We start from the raw sequence: 19,477 nt of genomic DNA on the forward strand, positions 1-19,477 counted from the left end.
CGCTTCGAGCAACTTCAATGGGATATGCAGAAACTAAGTGGAGCACTCTGATACCCAGCTCTGCCGACAGATCACAAGTGATAGTGGCATTAGCGACGACCCATCGTCAGCGTCGAATCATGTTCACGACTTGTATCTTTTACTGAATCAAATTGGATCACGACTGTTTTCGAAGCAAGCAACAATTCCTCTGCAATTAGAGGTCTCCAATACCGCAACCGTGTCTGCGGCATTAGCAATTTTTGGCCTGCCTCCTCCTACAAATGTCCATTCCGGACACAGGGAATCGAACGATCGCAGAACACCGGAGGACGGCTCATCTGAATTTCGCGAGTACAGGCAAGCCGTGCACCTTCCGTAAGTTCAATACGCCAATGCAGGCTCGCTAGACGCGCGTAAGTAAGGTGTCCCGCACTTGCAGCAGCCCGTCATAGCGGCTTATCGGTGCATTCGGATCATACAGGTTGAAACGCTCCACGTCCGCTTGCGCGCCTTCGGGGCGCACATAGCGCACATCGACAACGCCCAGGGTCGCGGCGTACTCGAAGATCAGGGCCATCAGGTAACGGCGGTCCACCACGCCAGGGAAGTCGGAGTCGGCGTAGCCCAGCGATCCATACTGGGGGTGCTCAATGTAGAACTTCCAGGTAGCCCGTTCCGTGCGCGCACTGGTGAACGGCGCCACCGCGGTCACCTGATCGAAAAGTCTATCGATCTCCACGAACTCGTCGACCGCCAGCAACTCGATAGCCGTGGCCGATCTTCCTGTTGATCGTCACCGGCATCGCGGCGGTGGGCGATGTCAAGGCAGTGGGACGCGTCGGCGTCAAGGCCTTGATCTACTTCACCTGCGCCTCGGTCTTCGGCCTGATCATTGCCAACGTCTTCCAGCCAGGTGCCGGTTTGAGCATCGACCCGTCAACTCTCGACACCGGGGCTATCGAGGAGAAATCCGGCGAGGCCAAGGGGGGCGGCCGACTTCATCCTGGGAATCATTACGGTCAGAGTCATCGGTGCCTTCGCCGATAACAACCTGCTACAGGTGCTGTTCTTCTCGGTCTTCTTCGGCGCAGCCATCGTAGTCGTCGGCCAGGAACGCTGCGCACCGTTGCTGGCGGCATTCGAGAACATCCTGGAACTGATTTTCAAGGTCATGAGCTGGGTCATGCGCGTTGCACCCCTGAGTGCCTTCGGCGCCATGGGTTTCATTATCGGTCAATACGGCATCGAGACACTGGGCACCTATGCGAAGTTGATTCCGGCCTGCTACGCCGCGGCCCTGCTGTTCATCGGCATCCTCTTCGTAGTTGCCTGGGCATTTGCCCGGGTTCCACTATGGGAGTTCATCAAGTACACCCGCCAGGAATTCCTGCTGGCCCTGGGCACCGCATCGACGGAGTCCGTGATGCCGAGGATCATGACCAAGCTGACCAACGCCGGATGTTCCCGTGCCACCACCGGCTTGGTGGTTCCGACCGGATATTCCTTCAACCTCGATGGTGCGGCCAGCAGCTCTCCGCGCTGGGCATCTTGCTGCTAACTTCCAAGGGCATGGCAGGCGTCCCGGGATCCTCGTTCTTGGCGTTGTCGGCGACCGCCGCGGCCCTGGGCATCTTCCCGGTGGCCGGCGTGGCCCTGCTGCTGGGCGCAGACCACATCATGGATTCGATGCGCGTCGCGGTGAACCTGCTGGGCAACTGCGTAGCCACCTTCGTCGTCGCCAAATAGGAAGGGCAGTTCGAGCGCGAGGCGATGAAGCGTGCCGTCGCCGGTGAAATCACCAACGAGGACTCGGCCCGCATGCTCGGACGCGAAGAGGAGTAGGAAGAACTGGAAGCGGACCGCGTAGCCAACGGCGGCCAGCCTTCGCCGTAGTTCGGTGGCTGCCCTTCCCCGGATGCCCTGCCAAAGTTCGATATGCGTCCGGCAACTGAAGCCGAGGCGGCAGCGGCCGCACGAAAAAGCCACTTCGATGACGAACGCGCCGAAGTGCGCAGCTGAGGCAAGCCGAATGCTTCAAGGGAAACTGCGGGGATCCTGAACACGAAACGGCCGGCGTGCACTGGAATTGTTCCAGTGCACGCCGGCCGCTCTCCGTTCTACTCGCCAGCTTTGGTCCGCGGCCATTGTTGTGCGTTGTTTGCCATAGCTTGCACCGGTTCCTAGTGCTTCACCACCCAGTTGTCATCGATCATCGCGGCGAAGTCGAAAGCCTCATCAAGGATCTCGCGCAGCGTGCTGCCGGTGGTGCCAACCCAGCGGTCCAGCGCATGGCCGTACAGGGACAGGCCCAGCAAAGCGGCGGTTTCGGCCAGCCGCTGGTTCGCGCAGAACGGCGAGAGCGCCTGGGCCAGCGCCGCCTGCTGCTCACGCAGGGATTCCTGCCAGCTGGCCCGCAGCGCAGGGGTGCTCCGGATCAATTCAATGCGGCTGATCATTGTCGCCGGATCCTGTTCAGCGAACGCCACTGCCGGTTCGAAGCTGCGGCGCAAGAGCTCCAGCAAGCTCTCCCCCGGCTGCGACGTCATGGAGCGGGCCATATCGGCGAAGTGCCCGGTCATGGAACGTAGCGCGGTAACCACCGCATCCTCTTTCGAGGAGAAGTACCGGAAGAACGTTGCGCGGGAAATTCCGGCGGCTTGGGCTGCTTGCTGGACGGTGACGTTCTCTACACCGCGTTCGGCGAACACGGCATAGGCCTGTTCCGCCAACTCGACTTTCATCTTTTCGCGAACCCGATCGCGAACCACGCTGCCCATGGCAAGAATCTTACTCTGCGATCAATTCGCGAAAGTGAGACGCAGTCTCTTTATCCAAGTCATCAGACATTCGGCTAGGGTGTGTCGCGGTGGTTGCGGTTCGCGGGGCTCAATATTTCCTCGAACGTGAGGCCATTCCGTTTCCGCTTCGCTAGGCTCTGGTACAGAAAAACCGACTACTGATGAGGACAAGCATGGCACAGCAGATCGCAAACCGCATCGACCTCGGCCAAGGACTGGAAACCACTGCGCAGGGTTTTGGCTGCATGTCGCTGAGCGGGCCCTACGGCGCGGCCGACGATGCCGAATCCTTGCGCACACTGAACCACGTCATTGATCGCGGCGTGACGTTCCTGGATACCGCCAACATCTACGGCGATGGGCACAACGAAGCCCTGCTGTCCCAGGTGCTGAAAACCCGACGGGACGAAGTCACGCTGGCAACCAAGGCGGGTATCGTCCGCCCGAAGAACCCGGGAGATCCACGCGCCAACGGCGACCCCGCCTTCATCAAGAAATGCATGGACGAGAGCCTGCAGCGCCTCGGCGTCGACCACGTCGACCTGTACTACTACCATCGCGTGGATTCCAGAGTGCCGATCGAGGAGACGGTCGGAGCCTACAGGGAACTGGTCGAAACGGGGAAAATCCTGCACATCGGATTATCCGAGGTGACCTCCCAGGAGCTGCGCCGAGCCCATGCGGTGCATCCGATTTCAGCGATCCAGACGGAGTACTCGATTTTCAGCCGCGACATCGAGCGCTGGCTGCTGCCAACCGCCAGCGAACTGGGCGTGGGCCTGGTGACCTACGCGTCGCTGGGCCGCGGATACTTCACCGGCGAAGTGGATTCACTGGAACAGCTGGGCTCAGAGGACATCCGCCGCAACTTCCCGCGCTTCGAGGCATCCCGCATGGAGCACAACCAGCCGCTGCGCCAAGTCATCAATGATGTGGCCGAACGCGAGAACATCTCCACCTCCCAAGCATCGCTGGCCTGGGTCTACGAAAAGGCCCGCGCATTCGGTGTCGCCGTCTCCCCGATCCCGGGGACCCGCTTCAGCGCGCACTTCGATGACAACCTGCAGGCATTGGATGTCCGCTTGTCCGCGGAATCCCTGTCGGCACTGGATGCCTTGGCCGCCCAAGTGGACGGCGAGCGCCAGAAGGACGTGATGTCGGTGTCCAAGGGCCGCGAAGAGGTCCAGATGGCCCAGATGTAGCTTCGCTGATCGCTACTGCGTAGAGTCGTGAGCGTAGCGCATCGCCACACGTTCGCCACAGGAAAGGACTATCCCATGAGAATCGCTTTGGCGCAGGTGCTGAGCACCGCTGATCCCCAGCGCAATCTGGTGACGGTGCGCGATCATGCCCGCCAGGCGAAGGAGGCAGGGGCAACGCTGGTGGTCTTTCCCGAGGCGATGCAGGTGTCTTTCGGCCATGATCTCGCCAAATACGCGCAGGCTCTGGATGGCCCCTGGGCTACGCTGATTCGCCAGCAGGCGCGGGAGATCGGCATCACCATCGCCGCGGGCATGTTCACCCCCGGCGAGGGCGGACGGGTACGCAACACCTTGCTGGTCGCCGGCGACGGGGTTGATACCCACTACGACAAGATCCATCTCTATGATGCCTTCGGCTATGCGGAGTCGGATTCGGTGACGCCCGGTCAGTCCCCGGTGCAGTTCAAGCATGAGGGCACGATCATCGGGTTGGCCACCTGCTACGACCTGCGGTTCCCGCGCTTGTTCACCCGCCATGCGCAGGCTGGCGCTTCGATCTGCATTGTCAGCGCTTCGTGGGGACAGGGCGAAGGGAAGGCCGAGCAGTGGACCACCCTGGCACAGGCCCGGGCACTGGATTCAACGACCTTCGTGGTGGCGGTGGACCAGGCGGATCCGCAAAGCATTGGCCGCACGGTCACCGGCACGGCGCCTTTGGGCGTCGGCCACTCACTTGCGGTGGATCCGCTGGGCCGTGTTATCGCCCAGGCCGGTGCGGAGCCCGAGCTGCTGGTCGTGGACCTGGATCTCGATCGGGTCGAGGTCGCGCGCAAGCAGCTGCCGGTGCTGGCCAACGCGGTCGACCTGTAGCCAGGCGGCGGGCTCAGCGTTTCCGGTTCTCCAGCCAGTCCAGCATGTCCGGCCAGGCGGCATCCCCGACCCCGCGCCGCATCAGCCCGTGATGCCCGATGACTGGCACCCCGAGCTCATCTGGCGTGCAGGTCCGGCGCTGGACCGTGGCCGAGACCAGGTGCCCGGTCAGCTGGTCCATCTGCCGTGGCGAGGCCCACCGGTCATCACTGGCACCGACGGCCAGGATGGGAATCCGGGTTCGGGCTGCACGTTCCCGGGCCTGCATGCTCGGGTCATCGAAGAAGTAGTTGGGTTTCCGGATCCAGCGGCTCCACTCCAGCAAGGCAGCTGTCGGGATGTCCTCGCCCAACCCGAGTTTCTGCCCGGGCATGTAGCCCATGGTCCGGCTGAGCGCCGGTCCCACGATATTCAGTATCGCGGTGACGCGCGCCCGTTCCTGCCACGGGGAGATGGTCCGCGAAGCGGCCACATGGCTGGAGACGATAACCGCTGCCGACAGCGCTTCGGTGCCGTAATCCAGGATCAGCCCATGCCCTCCGATGCTGTGGCCCACTGCGTAGTGCGGGAGGTCGGGGTAGCTCTCGGCCGCCCACCGCGCGACGGCTGGGATATCCTGCTGGATCCAGTCGCGCATCCGCAGGCTGCTGCATTCCTTGGGCGAGCCGGACAGCCCTGTACCCCGGTAGTCGTAGGTCACGGCAATCATTGAGGAGCGCGTCGCCATTTCAGCCAAGGCGCGATAGAACCGCTGCGGGGTGGCGGTCGCCGGATGAATCACCAGCACGCCGCGCGGGTCTTGTGCCGGTTTGAACACCGTGGCCTGGACACTGTCCTTGGCTGTGACGAGAACGCGCACTGCTTCGCTGATGATGCTCTGGGGTTGCATACCGCCATCCTAGCCATATGTTACTCACCAGTAAATACATTCTTCCGCTCGGAATCCACTCGACCAGATCCATCCAGCTTCCGGCCGGTTGATCATTGCTCAATTCCTCTTCCACCAGGGCCATCCTCCGCTTAGGGTAGAAACAGCCATCTGACCTTGCCTGCCATCGGAGCCCCCAGTGCCACTAGCCCTGCCCGAATCCACGCTGCCCCATCCCTCTTCGGCCCCTGCGCTGAATTGGGGCATTCTCGGGCCGGGGTGGATCGCCTCGCAGTTCGCCCAGTCGCTGAACAGCTTGACCGCCAGCCGGATCGGCGCTGTCGGCTCGCGCACCCTGGCCCGCTCCGAGCAGTTCGCGCGCACCTACGGGGATGGGCGAACCCGGGCCTTCGGTTCATACGATGCGGTACTCGACGACCCTGCGGTGGATGCCATCTATATCGCTGTCCCGCACAGCGGCCACGCGGACCTGGCGCTGAAGGCCATCGCCGCGGGCAAGTACGTCCTGGTGGAGAAGCCGATGAGCCTGGATGCCCGGCAAACGGCCCGGATCATCGAGGCGACAAGGGCTGCCGGGGTGTTCGTGATGGAAGCCATGTGGTCGCGTTTCCTGCCGATCGGGAATGTGCTGTCGCAGGTCATCGAGTCCGGAATGCTCGGTCAGGTGATCACCATCCAGGCTGATTTCGGTGCCAGGTTCGAGGTCGACTACAGCTCGCGCATCTACGACCCGGCACTGGGCGGCGGGGCCCTGCTTGATCTCGGCATCTATCCCATTGCCTTCAGCGCCATGGTTTCCCCGGCCAAGCAGCTTCTGCACGCTTCCGGGCGGATGGCCCCGACCGGTGTCGATGCGTCCTTCACCGCGGTGCTGGCCAATGAGGACGGATCCACGGCAACGGTGTTCAGCAGCATTGAGACCGATTCGCCGCAAGGCGCATGGATCGCCGGCACCGAGGGAACGCTGGAGCTGGAGCGTCCGATCTGCTGCGGTTCCGCGCTGGTGCTGCGCAGTGCCGACGGAAAGCTCGTCGACAGCCGCAAGTTCGCCGAAACCTCGCCGGCTGCCGGCTTGGGCTTCGAAGCGGCCCACGTAGCCCGGTGCATCGCCGATGGATTGACCGAGTCGCCGGTCATGCCGCTGGACGAGTCGCTGGCGATTGCCCAGACCATGGATGCGATCGCCGCAAAACTGCGCACCGGCTAGTCAGCGACGCTGCGCCGAGGCCTCCCAGGCGCTGTGCACCATCTGCGCCAGGCTATGGCGCATCCTCCAGTCCAGGTCGCGGGCGGCCAGCTTGCCGTCGGCAACGATGCGCGCCGGATCGCCCGGACGGCGGGCTTCCTCAATAGCGGTGAAGCCGATGCCGGTCACCTCGGCGACCGCATCCATGATCTGCCGCACCGAGACGCCATCACCTGAACCCAGGTTGTAGACCGGCTCCAACGCCTCGCCCGCCTCCAGCTTCCTGGCCGCTTCCACATGCGCCAGCGCGAGGTCGGCGACATGCACGTAGTCGCGCACGCAGGTGCCATCGGGGGTGCCGTAGTCGGTGCCGAAGATCTTCGGGGACTTGCCGGCATTCAACGCCTGGAACACCAGCGGGAACAGGTTGTGCGGACTCGCGTCATAGAGTTCAGCGCTGCCCGACCCAACCACATTGAAGTAGCGCAGCGAAGTGTGCTTCAGCCCGGCGGCCGTCGCCTGGTCGCGGATCATCCACTCCCCCACGAGCTTGCTCTGGCCATACGGGGATTCGGGGAAGGTGCCGGTAGTCTCGGTGACCACATCCTCGGCCGGGGTGCCGTAGACGGCGGCCGATGAGGAGAAGACCATATTGTGCACGCGGGCGGTGGCCATCGCTTCGAGCAGGTGCGCGGTGCCGGTAGCATTCTGCTCGAAGGCCAGCAGCGGGTGCTTCACCGATTCCCCGGCATACTTGTAGCCGGCCAGGTGGATGACTCCGGAGGCTTCGTGGCGCTTCATGATTTCCACGAGCTTTTCGGTCTGCAGGATGCTCAACTGGTAGAACGGCACTTCTTCGGGAACGAAGGAGCGCACCCCGCTGGACATCGAGTCCACGACCACCGGTTCGAACCCCGCCGCCTGCAGCGAACGCACCACGTGGGATCCGATATACCCGGCTCCGCCGGTCACTAGCCAACTCATGCCCTGCCTGCTCCCTCATCTGCGATTACGGTGAAAATGGCCGGCTCGACGTAGCCGGCGCGGTCAAAGGCCTCGCGGACGGCCTGGCTGGCCGGCTCGATCTGCTCGCGCTTGACCAGGGCAATGGCGCTGCCGCCAAAACCGCCACCGGTCATGCGGGCGCCGATGGCTCCGGCCGCCATGGCCGCGTCCACGGCGGTGTCCAGTTCCTCGCTGGAAATCTCGTAGTCGTCGCGCATGGATTCGTGGGACTGGCACAGCAGCTTGCCTACCGCGTCCAGGTCCGAGGCGCGCAACGCGGCAACGGCATCGAGCACCCGCCGGTTCTCGGTCACGATGTGCTTGGCGCGGCGCCGGGCCACCGGGTCGGCGATGGCTTCCAGTTCCGCGACGCTGTGCACTTCGCGCAAGGATTCCACCCCCAGCGCGGCGGCGGCCTGCTCGCAGCTGGCACGGCGGGCGGCATAGCCGCCATCCACATGCGAATGCTCGACGCGGGTATCGATGACCAGCACCACCGCGTCGTGCTGCGCCAACGGCAACGGCACTGCCTGCGTTTCCATGGAACGGCAATCCAGGAAGAGCGCGTGCTGGGCCTGGGACATCAGCGAGGCGCTCTGGTCCATGATTCCGGTCGGGGCGCCCACGAATTCGTTCTCGGCCCGCTGGGTCAGCTGGGCCATCTGCACCTTGGTCAGCTGAAGGCCGTAGAGGTCATCCAGCGCCACGATGGTCGCCACTTCCAGGGCATGCGAGGAGGACAGCCCGGAGCCCACCGGGACGTCGGAGTCGACCATCAGTTCCAGCCCGCCGATGCGCACGCCTTCGAGCTGGTTCAGCGCCCACAGCACGGCCGCCGGGTAGGCGGCCCAGCCGGGCACCGCCCGGGGCACCAGTTCCTCGACGGTGATCGAGGTGACCGGCGGTTCGCCGCCTGCTCCGTAGGTGGAGGCGAAGTCCAACACCTGGCTTCCCGGATCCAGCCGCGGCTTGCGGCGCACCGCCACCAGCGCGTTCTTGTCGATGGCGAAGGGCAGCACATAGCCCAGGTTGTAGTCGGTATGCTCGCCAATCAGGTTCACCCGTCCAGGGGCGCGCCAGATGCCTTCGGGCCGGTGGCCGTAGACCTTGGTGAACTTTTCGCGCAGGGCGTTGACCCGCGCCGCGGTTTCCCCGCTTCCGCTGCGGCTCATGGCATGACCTCGCGCAGCCGGGCGGCTGCCTGCTCGGCCGGGACATCGTTGATGAAGGCGCCCATGGCAGCTTCCGAGCCTGCCAGGTACTTCAATTTGCCAGCTGCCCGGCGCGGGCTGGTCAGCTGCAGGTGCAGCCGTGCCGCCTCACGGGCTTCCGCTTCCAGTGGAGCCTGGTGCCAAGCGGCAATATAGGGTGTGGGGGTGTCGTACAGCGCGTCGACTCCGCGCAGCAGATCCCGGTACATCACTGCCAGTTCGGCTTTCTCCTCTTCATTGAGCACGGCAAGATCCGGCACGTGGCGGTGCGGGACCAGATGGGCTTCCAGCGGCCATCGGGCGGCATAGGGCACGAACACGGAGAAGTGCTCGCCTTGGCGCACCATGCGCGTGCCCTCATTGCGCTCGAAGTCCAGGATGTCTTGCACCAGGGGGCGTCCGGTGTTCGCCAGGTGCGCCACCGCCTGGCCCGCCATCTTGGCGGCGGTCGGGGCCAGGTACGGGTAGGCGTAGATCTGCCCGTGCGGGTGGTGCAGGGTCACGCCGATGTCCTGGCCGCGGTTCTCGAAGACGAATACCTGCTCGATGCCTTCCATCGCGGATAATGCGGCGGTGCGCTGCGCCCAGGCCTCGATGACGGTGCGTGCCCGGGCGTCATCCAGCGAGGCGAAGGAGCCGGTGTGCTCGGGGGTGAACACCACGACTTCGCAGCGCCCGTAGGCCGGGGCTGGAACCTGCACCGGTGCGGCGGATGGAATCGAACCCAGTGCCGGGCCGAGCGACGGGAAGCGGTTCTCGAAGACCACCACGTTGAAATCCTCGGCGGGGATTTCGCTCATGCGCCCGTTGCCGCTGGGGCATAGCGGGCATTCTTCCTTGGGCGGCAGGTAGGTGCGCGACTGGCGGTGGGCGGCGACCGCCACCCAGTCTCCGGTCAGCCGGTCATAGCGCAGCTCGCCGGGTTCCCCGCGCGGATCCAGCGGCCGGGTATCGACCGCCGGTTCGGGCAGTGCGGTGTTGGCATCGGCGAAGAAGATCGCTTCGCGGCCATCGGCCAGGTGGTGCACCCGGTGGGCTGCTTCATATGCTGCGGAGCCTTGCGGCATGGCCATCTCTCCAATGGGCTAGTGGTGGTGCAAATAGGTAGGCGGCGCGGCGGGCGCGCCTGCGGGTCAGCGCGGCTGGACCGGGCCGATCAGCCAACTGGCTTCGCAGCTGGCGCTCGGGGCCAGCGCGATGACGTCCTGGCCTGAGTTGAACCCGCCGGGCGGGCAGGTCATCGGCTCGATGGCCAGGCCGGTGCGGTCAAGCGCCGGGTCATCGCGGTCAGCGGTGTGGATCTGGACCCACGGGCAGGCCACATCCCAGCTGATCTGCGCGCCGACGCCCACAGCGTCGGCGATCGATGCACTGAACAAGCCGTCGGCGCCGGCGGCCAACCCGGTGTACGCATGATCGATGAACAGTTCCCCGATCGGCTTCGAGGTGCGGAAATCCAGCTCGGTGCCGGACACCTCCACCACTTCCTTCGGCAGCAAGCGCGCGCCTTCGGTGAGTTGCACCTTGCCGGCAGGCAGGGTGAATTCCCAGTCATCCGCCCGTTGGCCCGGGGCAACCAGGTAGGCGTGCGAACCCCAGGCGAAGGGCGCGGTGCCCTGTCCGAGGTTGGTGGCGGTGGCGATGGTGCGCAGGCCGCCGGCTTCCAGCCGGTAGCCGATCACCAGTTGCACCCGGTACGGGTAGCCGCCGCTCGGGGCGATCACTGTGCGCAGCTGGGCGAAGTCCGGGCCGCGTCCGGTGATCTCGAAGTTCTCGTCCAGCACTAGGCCGTGCAGCGCGTGGCCGCGCACCGGCTCGCTGATTCCCAGTTGCAGCTCCCGGCCTTCCCAGTGGTAGGCCCCGTCGATCACCCGGTTGGGCCAGGGGGCAAGGATGGCTCCGGAGAACACCGGGCGCTGGCTATGGGGGTCGAAGGCGCGCACCAGCGGGCGGCCGGCATATTCCAGCGACACCAGGGTGGCGCCCACCGTGGCCAGCTGCGCGGTGAAGCCGTGGGCTCGCAGAGTGAGCACCGTGCCGTTGGCGGTGTCCTGCGCTGGCAGTGCTTGGCGATCCATGTCGTCATCCTTCATGCGGGGGGGCAGGGAAACTGTCGGGCATGGGCAGGCCCTCCCGCCACCTCATTCGGGAGGGCCCGTGGCAGCAAGCCGCAGCCTAGTTGCCGGCGCCTGCGCGGCGCTTGTTGTAGATGTCGAAGGCCACTGCCAGCAACAGCACCACGCCCTTGACGATCTGCTGGGTGGACGCGCCGACGCCCATCAGCTGCATGCCGTTGGACAGCACCGCCATCACCAGGCCGCCGACGATCGCTCCGGTCACCCGGCCCACGCCGCCGGTGGTCGAGGCGCCGCCGATAAAGCAGGCGGCGATCGCATCCAGCTCAAACATGTTCCCGGCACCCGGCTGGGCACCGTTGGAGCGCGAGGAGAAGACCACGCCGGCCACACCGGAAAGCAGGCCCATGTTGATGAAGATCCACATGTTGATCTTCTTCACGTTCACGCCCGAGAGCTTCGCGGCGGAGAGGTTGCCGCCGATGGCGTAGACGTGGCGGCCGAAGACGGTCTTGGTGGTCAGCACGTGGTAGCCCAGGATCAGGGCGGCCAGGATGATCAGCACGATCGGCATGCCGCGACTGGTGGCGATCTGCCAGAAGAACCAGAGGATGATGATGCCCGTGACGATGTTCTTGGCCAGGAACATGGCCATGGATTCAACGCTCTGGCCGTACTTCGCGCGGCCGGAGCGGTTGCGCCACTGCGAGACGATCAGGCCGGCTACGGCGATCACGCCGATGATCACGGTGAACAGGTCAAAACCGTTGCCGCCCAGCAGGCCGTTGAGGAAACCGCCGGCGATCTGGCCGTATTCGCCGGGGAACGGCGAGAGCGAAACGTTGCTGAGCACTTCATAGGTCAGACCGCGGAAGAGCAGCATTCCGGCCAGCGTCACGATGAACGCGGGAATGCCCACGTACGCGACCCAGAAACCCTGCCACACACCGCACAGCCCGCCGACCGCGATGCCGGCGAGCATGCCTGCCCACCATGGCATGTCGTTCTTGATCACCAGCACCGCGGAGACCGCGCCGGTCAGGGCGACCAGCGACCCGACGGAGAGGTCGATGTGCCCGGCCACGATCACGATGATCATGCCCAGCGCGAGGATCAGCACGTAGGAGTACTGCAGGATGATGTTGGTGATGTTGATCGGGCTGAGCAGCAGGCCGTTGGTCAGGATGGTGAACAGCACCACGATGAGCACGAAGGCAATGTAGATGCCCGAGGTGCGCAAGTTCTTGGTGAAGATATCCTTCAGCTCGTTTGTGATGGTCATCGGGTGCTTTCCTTCTCGATGGTCATGAGTTCCATGAGGCGTTCCTGGGTGGCTTCGCTGCGCGGCAGCTGGCCGGTCATCCGGCCGTAGGCCAGGGTGTAGATGCGGTCGCAGATGCCCAGCAGCTCGGGCAGTTCGGAGGAGATCACCAGCACCGCCTTGCCGGCCGCGGCCAGCTCGTTGATGATCGTGTAGATCTCGTATTTGGCGCCGACGTCGATGCCGCGGGTTGGCTCGTCGAGGATCAGCAGCTCGGGGGCGGTGTGCAGCCACTTGCCCAGCACGACCTTCTGCTGGTTGCCGCCCGAGAGGTTGCCGACCTTCGCCATGACGTTGGGGGTCTTGATGCGCATGGACTTGCGGTAGTGCTCGGCGATCTGGATTTCCCTGTTGCCGTCCACGAAGCCCTTCGAGGAGATCTTGCCCAGCCCGGCCGCGGTGGTGTTCACGCGGATGTCCTCGATGAGGTTAAGGCCGAACTTCTTGCGGTCTTCCGAGACGTAGGCGATGCCGGCTCCGATGGCCTTGCCCACAGTGGAGGTGTCCACCGGCTTGCCGCCCATCAGCACGGTGCCGGTGATGTTCCGGCCGTAGCTGTGCCCGAAGATGCTCATCGCCAGTTCGGTGCGCCCGGCGCCCATGAGCCCGGCAATGCCGACGATTTCGCCGGCGCGCACGTCGAGGCTTGCGTGTTCCACCACGGTGCGGTCCTGCTGCACCGGATGCTGGACCGACCAGTCGCGCACCTCGAAGACCACGTCGCCGATCTGCGGCTCGCGCTCCGGATAGCGGGCCGAGAGCTCGCGGCCGACCATGCCGCGGATGATGCGGTTCTGGTTGGAGGCGGGGTCGGCCATGTCCAGGGCCTCGATGGACTGGCCATCGCGGATGATGGTGGTGGTGTTGGCGATGTCCTCGATCTCGCCGAGCTTGTGCGAGATGATGATCGAGGTGATGCCCTGCTCGCGCAGTTCGCGCAGCAGGTTCAGCAGGTGCTCCGAGTCGTCGTCGTTCAGCGCGGCGGTCGGTTCGTCCAGGATCAGCAGCTTCACGTTCTTGCTCAGCGCCTTGGCGATTTCCACCAACTGCTGCTTGCCGACGCCGAGCTGGCCGACCGGGGTAACCGGCTGCTCGTCCAGGCCCACGCGGGCCAGCAGGTCGGCGGCGCGATGGTTGGTTTCGTTCCAGTCGATGAAGCCGCCGCGGGAGGTCTCGTTGCCGAGGAAGATGTTCTCCGCCACCGAGAGGTAGGGCACCAGGGCCAGCTCCTGGTGGATGATCACGATGCCCTGGTCTTCGGAATCCTTGATGTTCGAGGCCTTGAGCTCCTCGCCCTCGAAAATGATCTTGCCCTCGTAGCTGCCGTGCGGGTAGACCCCGGAGAGCACCTTCATGAGGGTGGATTTGCCGGCGCCGTTCTCGCCGCAGATGGCGTGGATCTCGCCCTTGCTGACCGAAAGGTTGACGCCGTCCAGCGCCTTGACTCCGGGAAAAGTCTTGGTGATGTCCTGCATGTGCAGGATCGTGGTGTCCATAGTGCAGACGTCCTTGGTGTGTGCTGTGAGCGGTGAACCGCGGCGGCGGGAGCGCAGCTTGCCCTCCCGCCACCGTGGTTGCTGCCTGGGCGGCTACTTGGCCTGGCCGGCCTTGACTTCCTCGGCGGTGTAGTACCCGGAGTCGACCAGCAGCGAGGTGATGTTGTCCTTGACCACGATGTCCGAGTTCAGCAGGTACGAGGGAACGACCTTCTTGCCGTTGTCGTAGCTTTCGGTGTCGTTGGCTTCCGGCTCGCCGCCGCCGGCGTAGGCCTTCACTGCCTCGACAGCCTGGGTGGCCAGCTTGCGGGTGTCCTTGAAGATGGTTGCGTACTGCACGCCGTCGTCGATCAGCTTCACCGAGGCGATTTCGGCGTCCTGGCCGGAGATGATCGGCAGGCCGTCCTTGATGGACTTGCCGTAGCCGGCGTTGGACAGGGCGGTGATGATGCCGCGGGAAATGCCGTCGAATGGCGAGAGGATGCCGTCGATCTTGGTCTTGCCGCCCTGGTAGTGGGCGGTGATCAGGTCTTCCATGCGCGACTGGGCTTCTTCCTGGCTCCAGCGCAGTGTGGCGGCCTGCTCGATCTTGGTCTGGCCGGACTTGACCGTCAGCGTGCCGTCGTCGAGGTATGGCTTGAGGGTGTCCATGGCGCCCTTCCAGAAGAAGTGCGCGTTGTTGTCGTCGATCGAACCGGCGAAGAGCTCGATGTTGAACTTGCCCTTCTTGTCGGTGCGCTTGCCCTGGTCGTCGGCCAGGCCCATGCCGGTCAGCAGCGAGGTGGCCTGCTGGACACCGACGTTGTAGTTGTCGAAGGTGACGTAGAAGTCCACGTTCTCGGTGCCGTTGATCAGGCGGTCGTAGGAGATGATCGGGATGTTCTGGTCCGCGGCGGCCTGCAGCTGGGTGGACAGCGCGGTGCCGTCGATGGAGGCGACCACCAGGATGTCGCTGCCCTTGGTGATCATCTGGTCGATCTGCTGCTGCTGGGTGGGGATGTCGTCATTCGCGAACTGCAGGTCGACTTCGAAGCCGGCTTCTTCCAGCTGGGACTTGACGGCTTCGCCGTCGGCAATCCAGCGCTCGGACGTCTCGGTTGGCATTGCGACGCCCACCTGGATGTCCTCGGGGGCGGTCGATTCCCCGCCGCCAGCCCCGGCTCCGCCTCCGGCGCCGCTGCCGCTGCAGGCTGCCAATGCGCCGACCAGTGCGAGCGATCCCATGGTCGCCACGGCTTTGCGGGTCCAATTATTCCATGCCATCTTTTCCTCCTTGAAAGGTTGCCATATCTGCGAATGAGACTGGACTCACACTATGTTAGCGCTAACACAGTGACTTCGACCACCCTCTGATGAAAATAAATTAAGATTCCTTACCCAGTGGCCTTGCGCGCCCAGCACAGGGCGCGCAGGGCACATTAAAGGGGCTTGTCTGGCTGCTAGAAACCCTGCGCCAAGCGGTAGTAGCTCTGGTTGACGCGGATCTGCTGCGCGAAGTTCCGGCGTGTGGTCTCCTCGTCGATGACCAGCAGTTCGGCACCGGCGATCTCCGCGAAGATCTCGAAAGCCTCGATGCCTGCGGCGGTGGACATCACCGTGTGGTGCGCCCCGCCGGCAGCAAGCCAGGACTCGGCAGAGATATTGAAATCAGGCCGCGGACTCCACACCGCGCGGGCTACCGGCAGGTTCGGCAGGTCAGCTGGCGGGGTCACCACATCGACCACATTGGCGGTCAGCCGGAAGCGCTCGCGCATATCGGCCATGGACACGACCACCGCGCCCTCGGCGGCGTCCGCGCTGAAGACCATGCGCACCGGATCCTCGCGGCCGCCGATGCCCAGCGGGTGGATTTCCACCCTTGGCTTGGAGGTGGTCAGCGACGGGCAGACCTCGAGCATGTGGGCACCGAGGATCAGCTCCTTGCCGGGGGTCAGGTCGTAGGTGTAGTCCTCCATCAGCGAGGCTCCGCCCGGCAGGCCCTCGCCCATCACCTTGGCGGCGCGCACCAGCACCGCGGTCTTCCAGTCGCCTTCGGCGCCGAAGCCGTAGCCCTTGCCCATCAGGCGCTGCACGGCCAGGCCAGGCAACTGCTTGAGCCCGCCGAGATCCTCGAAGTTGGTGGTGAAGGCCATGGCGCCGGCCCTGGACAGGAACGCTTCCAGCGCGATTTCCTGGGCAGCGGCATAGCGCAGCGAACCGTGGCGCGCGCCTCCGGCGCGCAGTTCTGGAACCACGTCGTACTCGCGCTCGTACTCGGCGACCAGCGCATCGATGCCGGCCTCGGCCACCGCCTTCACGGCCTCGACCAGGTCGTTGACGGCCCAGGTGTTCACCGAGACCCCGAAGCGGATCTCCGCTTCGGTCTTGTCGCCCTCGGTCACCGCGACATTGCGCATGTTGTCGCCGAAGCGGACCAGCTTCAGGTTCTGCACGGCGTTGAAACCGGCAGCGCCGCGGATCCAGGTGCCCACGCGGCGGGTGACCGCGGGATTGGAGACGTGGCCGACCACCGTGGTGCGCGCGGCGCCCAGGCGGGTGGCCACGTAGGCGTATTCGCGGTCGCCGTGCGCAGCCTGGTTCAGGTTCATGAAGTCGAAGTCGATCGAATCCCAGGGCAGTTCGACATTTGCCTGGGTGTGCAGGTGCAGCAGCGGCTTCTGGAGGGCCTTCAGGCCATTGATCCACATCTTCGCCGGGCTGAAGGTGTGCATCCAGGTGATCACGCCCAGCACGTTCTCATCCGAGTTGGCCTCCAGCATCGCGCGGCGGATCGACTCGGAGTCCTTCAGCACCGGCTTCCAGATGATCTTCGCCGGGACATCGGCGGACGCATCCAGCGCCTGCGCCACCTCGGTGGACTGCTGCGCCACCTGGCGCAGGGTGTCCTCGCCGTACAGGTCCTGGCTGCCGGTGAAGAACCAGATTTCCTTGTCGTTATATGCCTTGGCCATGATGTCCTTACTGTCCGTAGACGTTCTGGTAGCGCTCGTAGAGCGAGTCGATCTTCGCGGGGTCGATGGGCTGCGGGTCCCCGAGCTGCTGGGCGATATGCACAGTGCGGGCCACTTCCTCGCACATCACCGCAGCCTTGACTGCAGCCCGGGCATCCTTGCCGATGGTGAATGGCCCATGGTTGGCCATGAGCACCGCGGGGCTGCGGGATTCGCGCAGCGTGGAGACAATGCCGCGGCCGATCGAGTCGTCGCCGATGATGGCGAAAGGGCCCACCGGGATTGGTCCGCCGAATTCGTCGGCCATCATGGTCAGCACGCAGGGGATTTCCTCGCCGCGCGCTGCCCACGCGGTGGCGTAGGTGGAGTGGGTGTGCACCACGCCGCCGACTTCCGGCATGTGCTCATACGTGTAGGCATGGGCGGCGGTATCCGAGGACGGCGCATGCTCGCCCTCAAGCAGCTTGCCGTCGATGGTGCACACCACCATCGATTCAGGGGTCAAGTCGTCATAGGAAACCCCCGACGGCTTGATCACGAACAGATCTGCGCTGCCATCGGTGATCTGCGGATGGCGCACGCGCTGGGAGACGTTGCCTGCGGTCCAGACCACCAGCTCGTAGCGCGGCAATTCGGCGTGCAGGCTGGCAACTGCCTGCCGGACCGCGGCCACCTCGTCTTGCATCGATTGCGGATAATCCGCCAGCGACTTGAGCTCACTCATGTTTTCTTGGCTTTCTGCTGGGAACTTAAAGGGCGGCGATGGCCGCACGCTGGATGGCCAATCCGGATTCATAGTTCTGCAGCCAGGCGTTGTAGCCGACCACATCTTCAGGCAATGGGGCCGCGCCCTTGGTCTTGGCCTCGGCGAAGACCAGCTCGTCCAGATAGGAATCCAAGCTGGCCTGCGGGTTGGCTTCGATGAACTGGCGGAAGCTTGCCAGCACCGCGATGCCCCACGGCCCGCCGTGGCCGGCAGTTTCCGAGACGCTCACTTCGGTGTCCAGCGCGGCGGCCAGGAAGCGCTGGGCCACCCCGGCGGTGCGGAAGATGCCGCCATGGGCATTGAGCTTTTCCACCTGCACGCCCTGCGCGGCCAGCACCTTCATGCCCAGGCTCAGGGTGGCGAACATGCCGTAGACCTGGGCGCGCATCAGGTTGGCCAGGGTCAATGCGGAGTCCGGGGTGCGGATGACCAACGGCCGCCCTTGCTCCAGGCCGGTGACCGGCTCGCCGGACAGGTTGTTATAGGCCAGCAGGCCCGCCCCATCGGCCTGGCCGTCCAGCGCCGAGCCGAGCAGTGCCTCGAAGATGCGGTCGCTGGAGGCATCCACGCCCAGCGCCTTCGCGAACTGGCCGAATACGCCTGCCCAGACACCGATCTCGCTTGCGCCGTTATTGCAGTGGACCATCGCGACGCTGTCGCCTGCCGGGGTGGTGACCACATCGATTTCGTGGTGCACTCCGGACAGCGGCCGATCCAGCACCAGCATCGCGAAGATCGAGGTGCCGGCCGAGACGTTGCCGGTGCGCACGGCCACCGAGTTGGTGGCCACCATACCGGTTCCGGCATCGCCTTCGGGCGGGCAGAACGGGGTGCCGGGCTGCAGCTGGCCGGTGGGATCGAGCAGGCGGGCGCCGGCTTCGCTCAGGTTTCCTGCCGCCGCGCCGGCTGGCAGGACTGCCGGCAGCAGCTCGGCCAGGGTGCATGTGGCCTGGTAGGACGCTGATATCTCGTCGAAGGCGTCGAGCATCGCGGCGTCGTAGGTGCCGGTCGCGGTGTCGATGGGGAACATGCCCGAGGCATCACCGATCCCCAGCACCTTCTCGCCGGTGAGCAGCGTGTGGACATAGCCAGCCAAGGTGGTAAAGTGCCGGACCTGCGGCACATGCTCCTCGCCATCGATCATGGCCTGGAAGTAGTGGGCAACGGACCAGCGCAGCGGGATATTGACACGGAAGGCTCCGGTCAGCCGCTCGGCGGCCACCCGTGTGTTGGTGTTGCGCCAGGTGCGGAACGGAACCAGCAGATCATCGTCCTGGCCAAAGGCCATGTAGCCATGCATCATGGCCGAAACGCCCATGGAGGCGAAGCTGCTGGGCGCAACGCCGTAGCGCTGGCGGCAGTCGGCAAGCACGGCGGCGAAGCACTGCTGCAGGCCGGAGTGGATAGCGTCCAGCGAGTAGGTCCACAGCTGGTCTTCGAACTGGTTCTCCCACTGGTGGCTTCCGCTGGCCAGCTGCTGGAAGTCCGGACCGATCAGGCTGGCCTTGATGTTGGTGGAGCCCAGTTCGATGCCGAGCACGGCTTGGCCGCTGGTGATGAGCTGGGCAGCAGTTGCATCCTGGGGCGCGGTGGCCATGAACTCTCCGTCCTGAGGCCCAGCTTGTGGGCAGCGTCTTCGCATCGCCAGCAGCCCTCCGAGGTATTCGGAATATTGCCGGCAGGAACTTCGAAGTAATGTTAGCGCTAACATTTCGTGATGCGCAA

At 64.7% G+C, this 19,477-nt stretch carries 16 protein-coding genes and 1 pseudogene; 4 read left to right on the top strand and 13 right to left on the bottom strand.

Annotated features, from left to right (window positions below; all coding sequences use genetic code 11):
* Positions 1-385: 385 nt before the first annotated feature.
* On the bottom strand, positions 386-721 hold the full coding sequence (locus tag JOE62_RS00925) for a hypothetical protein (protein ID WP_204719641.1): 336 nt from the start codon (positions 719-721) through the stop codon (positions 386-388).
* Between the two features lie 38 nt (positions 722-759).
* Between JOE62_RS00925 and JOE62_RS00930 the strand changes: the two are divergent.
* Positions 760-2,001: pseudogene (locus tag JOE62_RS00930) on the top strand (cation:dicarboxylate symporter family transporter); the annotation flags it as partial.
* A 161-nt stretch (positions 2,002-2,162) separates the two neighbouring features.
* Here JOE62_RS00930 and JOE62_RS00935 read toward each other — a convergent pair.
* Positions 2,163-2,759, bottom strand: a complete 597-nt coding sequence (locus JOE62_RS00935; RefSeq protein WP_204719643.1) for a TetR family transcriptional regulator — start codon at positions 2,757-2,759, stop codon at positions 2,163-2,165.
* A 194-nt stretch (positions 2,760-2,953) separates the two neighbouring features.
* Between JOE62_RS00935 and JOE62_RS00940 the strand changes: the two genes are divergently transcribed.
* Together JOE62_RS00940 and JOE62_RS00945 are read left to right on the top strand one after the other, a co-directional pair.
* On the top strand, positions 2,954-3,982 hold the full coding sequence (locus tag JOE62_RS00940; RefSeq protein WP_204719645.1) for an aldo/keto reductase: 1,029 nt from the start codon (positions 2,954-2,956) through the stop codon (positions 3,980-3,982).
* A gap of 75 nt (positions 3,983-4,057) precedes the next feature.
* On the top strand, positions 4,058-4,852 hold the full coding sequence (locus JOE62_RS00945; RefSeq protein ID WP_204719646.1) for a carbon-nitrogen hydrolase family protein: 795 nt from the start codon (positions 4,058-4,060) through the stop codon (positions 4,850-4,852).
* 13 nt (positions 4,853-4,865) lie between these two features.
* On the opposite strand, the gene JOE62_RS00950 is transcribed toward JOE62_RS00945, so the two are convergent.
* Positions 4,866-5,741, bottom strand: a complete 876-nt coding sequence (locus JOE62_RS00950; protein ID WP_204719649.1) for an alpha/beta hydrolase family protein — start codon at positions 5,739-5,741, stop codon at positions 4,866-4,868.
* 178 nt (positions 5,742-5,919) lie between these two features.
* On the opposite strand from JOE62_RS00950, the gene JOE62_RS00955 reads away from it, so the two are divergent.
* Positions 5,920-6,948: a Gfo/Idh/MocA family oxidoreductase gene (locus JOE62_RS00955; RefSeq protein ID WP_204719651.1), complete on the top strand. Its 1,029-nt coding sequence runs from the start codon at positions 5,920-5,922 to the stop codon at positions 6,946-6,948.
* Here JOE62_RS00955 and galE read toward each other — a convergent pair whose 3' ends face one another.
* From galE to JOE62_RS01005, 10 genes are all read right to left on the bottom strand, one after another.
* The gene (gene galE / locus JOE62_RS00960) at positions 6,949-7,911 is read right to left on the bottom strand and encodes a UDP-glucose 4-epimerase GalE (protein WP_204719653.1); all 963 of its coding nucleotides are present in this window, start codon (positions 7,909-7,911) and stop codon (positions 6,949-6,951) included.
* Positions 7,908-9,104: a galactokinase gene (gene galK, locus JOE62_RS00965; RefSeq protein ID WP_204719655.1), complete on the bottom strand. Its 1,197-nt coding sequence runs from the start codon at positions 9,102-9,104 to the stop codon at positions 7,908-7,910. The genes galE and galK overlap by 4 nt, the downstream gene beginning before the upstream one ends.
* Positions 9,101-10,210: a galactose-1-phosphate uridylyltransferase gene (galT, locus tag JOE62_RS00970; RefSeq protein ID WP_204719657.1), complete on the bottom strand. Its 1,110-nt coding sequence runs from the start codon at positions 10,208-10,210 to the stop codon at positions 9,101-9,103. The genes galK and galT overlap by 4 nt, the downstream gene beginning before the upstream one ends.
* Positions 10,211-10,276: 66 nt before the next feature.
* Positions 10,277-11,221, bottom strand: coding sequence for an aldose 1-epimerase family protein (locus JOE62_RS00975; protein ID WP_204719659.1), 945 nt, complete (start codon positions 11,219-11,221; stop codon positions 10,277-10,279).
* 97 nt (positions 11,222-11,318) lie between these two features.
* A complete protein-coding gene (gene mmsB / locus JOE62_RS00980) occupies positions 11,319-12,500 on the bottom strand; it encodes a multiple monosaccharide ABC transporter permease (protein ID WP_204719661.1) in 1,182 nt (393 codons plus the stop codon).
* A complete protein-coding gene (gene mmsA / locus JOE62_RS00985) occupies positions 12,497-14,035 on the bottom strand; it encodes a multiple monosaccharide ABC transporter ATP-binding protein (RefSeq protein WP_204719663.1) in 1,539 nt (512 codons plus the stop codon). The genes mmsB and mmsA overlap by 4 nt, the downstream gene beginning before the upstream one ends.
* A 93-nt stretch (positions 14,036-14,128) precedes the next feature.
* Positions 14,129-15,298, bottom strand: coding sequence for a multiple monosaccharide ABC transporter substrate-binding protein (gene chvE / locus JOE62_RS00990; RefSeq protein ID WP_204719665.1), 1,170 nt, complete (start codon positions 15,296-15,298; stop codon positions 14,129-14,131).
* Positions 15,299-15,474: 176 nt separating this feature from the next.
* Entirely contained in the window at positions 15,475-16,986 is a 1,512-nt protein-coding gene (araA, locus tag JOE62_RS00995; RefSeq protein WP_204719667.1) for an L-arabinose isomerase, read from the bottom strand.
* Positions 16,987-16,993: 7 nt separating this feature from the next.
* The gene (locus tag JOE62_RS01000; protein ID WP_038992817.1) at positions 16,994-17,710 is read right to left on the bottom strand and encodes an L-ribulose-5-phosphate 4-epimerase; all 717 of its coding nucleotides are present in this window, start codon (positions 17,708-17,710) and stop codon (positions 16,994-16,996) included.
* Positions 17,711-17,735: 25 nt separating this feature from the next.
* A complete protein-coding gene (locus tag JOE62_RS01005; protein ID WP_204719669.1) occupies positions 17,736-19,349 on the bottom strand; it encodes a xylulokinase in 1,614 nt (537 codons plus the stop codon).
* Between the last annotated feature and the right edge of the window lie 128 nt (positions 19,350-19,477).

It is taken from the genome of Glutamicibacter nicotianae (assembly GCF_016907615.1).
GTDB classification, from domain to species: Bacteria; Actinomycetota; Actinomycetes; order Actinomycetales; family Micrococcaceae; genus Glutamicibacter; species Glutamicibacter nicotianae.

Bases quoted from the DNA above. Each gene is read 5' to 3' on its own strand.
- mmsB (WP_204719661.1), bottom strand. From the start codon at position 12,500: ATGACCATCACAAACGAGCTGAAGGATATCTTCACCAAGAACTTGCGC.
- chvE (WP_204719665.1), bottom strand. From the start codon at position 15,298: ATGGCATGGAATAATTGGACCCGCAAAGCCGTGGCGACCATGGGATCG.
- JOE62_RS00935 (WP_204719643.1), bottom strand. From the start codon at position 2,759: ATGGGCAGCGTGGTTCGCGATCGGGTTCGCGAAAAGATGAAAGTCGAG.
- galT (WP_204719657.1), bottom strand. From the start codon at position 10,210: ATGCCGCAAGGCTCCGCAGCATATGAAGCAGCCCACCGGGTGCACCAC.
- JOE62_RS01005 (WP_204719669.1), bottom strand. From the start codon at position 19,349: ATGGCCACCGCGCCCCAGGATGCAACTGCTGCCCAGCTCATCACCAGC.
- JOE62_RS00975 (WP_204719659.1), bottom strand. From the start codon at position 11,221: ATGGATCGCCAAGCACTGCCAGCGCAGGACACCGCCAACGGCACGGTG.
- galK (WP_204719655.1), bottom strand. From the start codon at position 9,104: ATGAGCCGCAGCGGAAGCGGGGAAACCGCGGCGCGGGTCAACGCCCTG.
- araA (WP_204719667.1), bottom strand. From the start codon at position 16,986: ATGGCCAAGGCATATAACGACAAGGAAATCTGGTTCTTCACCGGCAGC.
- galE (WP_204719653.1), bottom strand. From the start codon at position 7,911: ATGAGTTGGCTAGTGACCGGCGGAGCCGGGTATATCGGATCCCACGTG.
- JOE62_RS01000 (WP_038992817.1), bottom strand. From the start codon at position 17,710: ATGAGTGAGCTCAAGTCGCTGGCGGATTATCCGCAATCGATGCAAGAC.
- mmsA (WP_204719663.1), bottom strand. From the start codon at position 14,035: ATGGACACCACGATCCTGCACATGCAGGACATCACCAAGACTTTTCCC.
- JOE62_RS00940 (WP_204719645.1), top strand. From the start codon at position 2,954: ATGGCACAGCAGATCGCAAACCGCATCGACCTCGGCCAAGGACTGGAA.
- JOE62_RS00950 (WP_204719649.1), bottom strand. From the start codon at position 5,741: ATGCAACCCCAGAGCATCATCAGCGAAGCAGTGCGCGTTCTCGTCACA.
- JOE62_RS00945 (WP_204719646.1), top strand. From the start codon at position 4,058: ATGAGAATCGCTTTGGCGCAGGTGCTGAGCACCGCTGATCCCCAGCGC.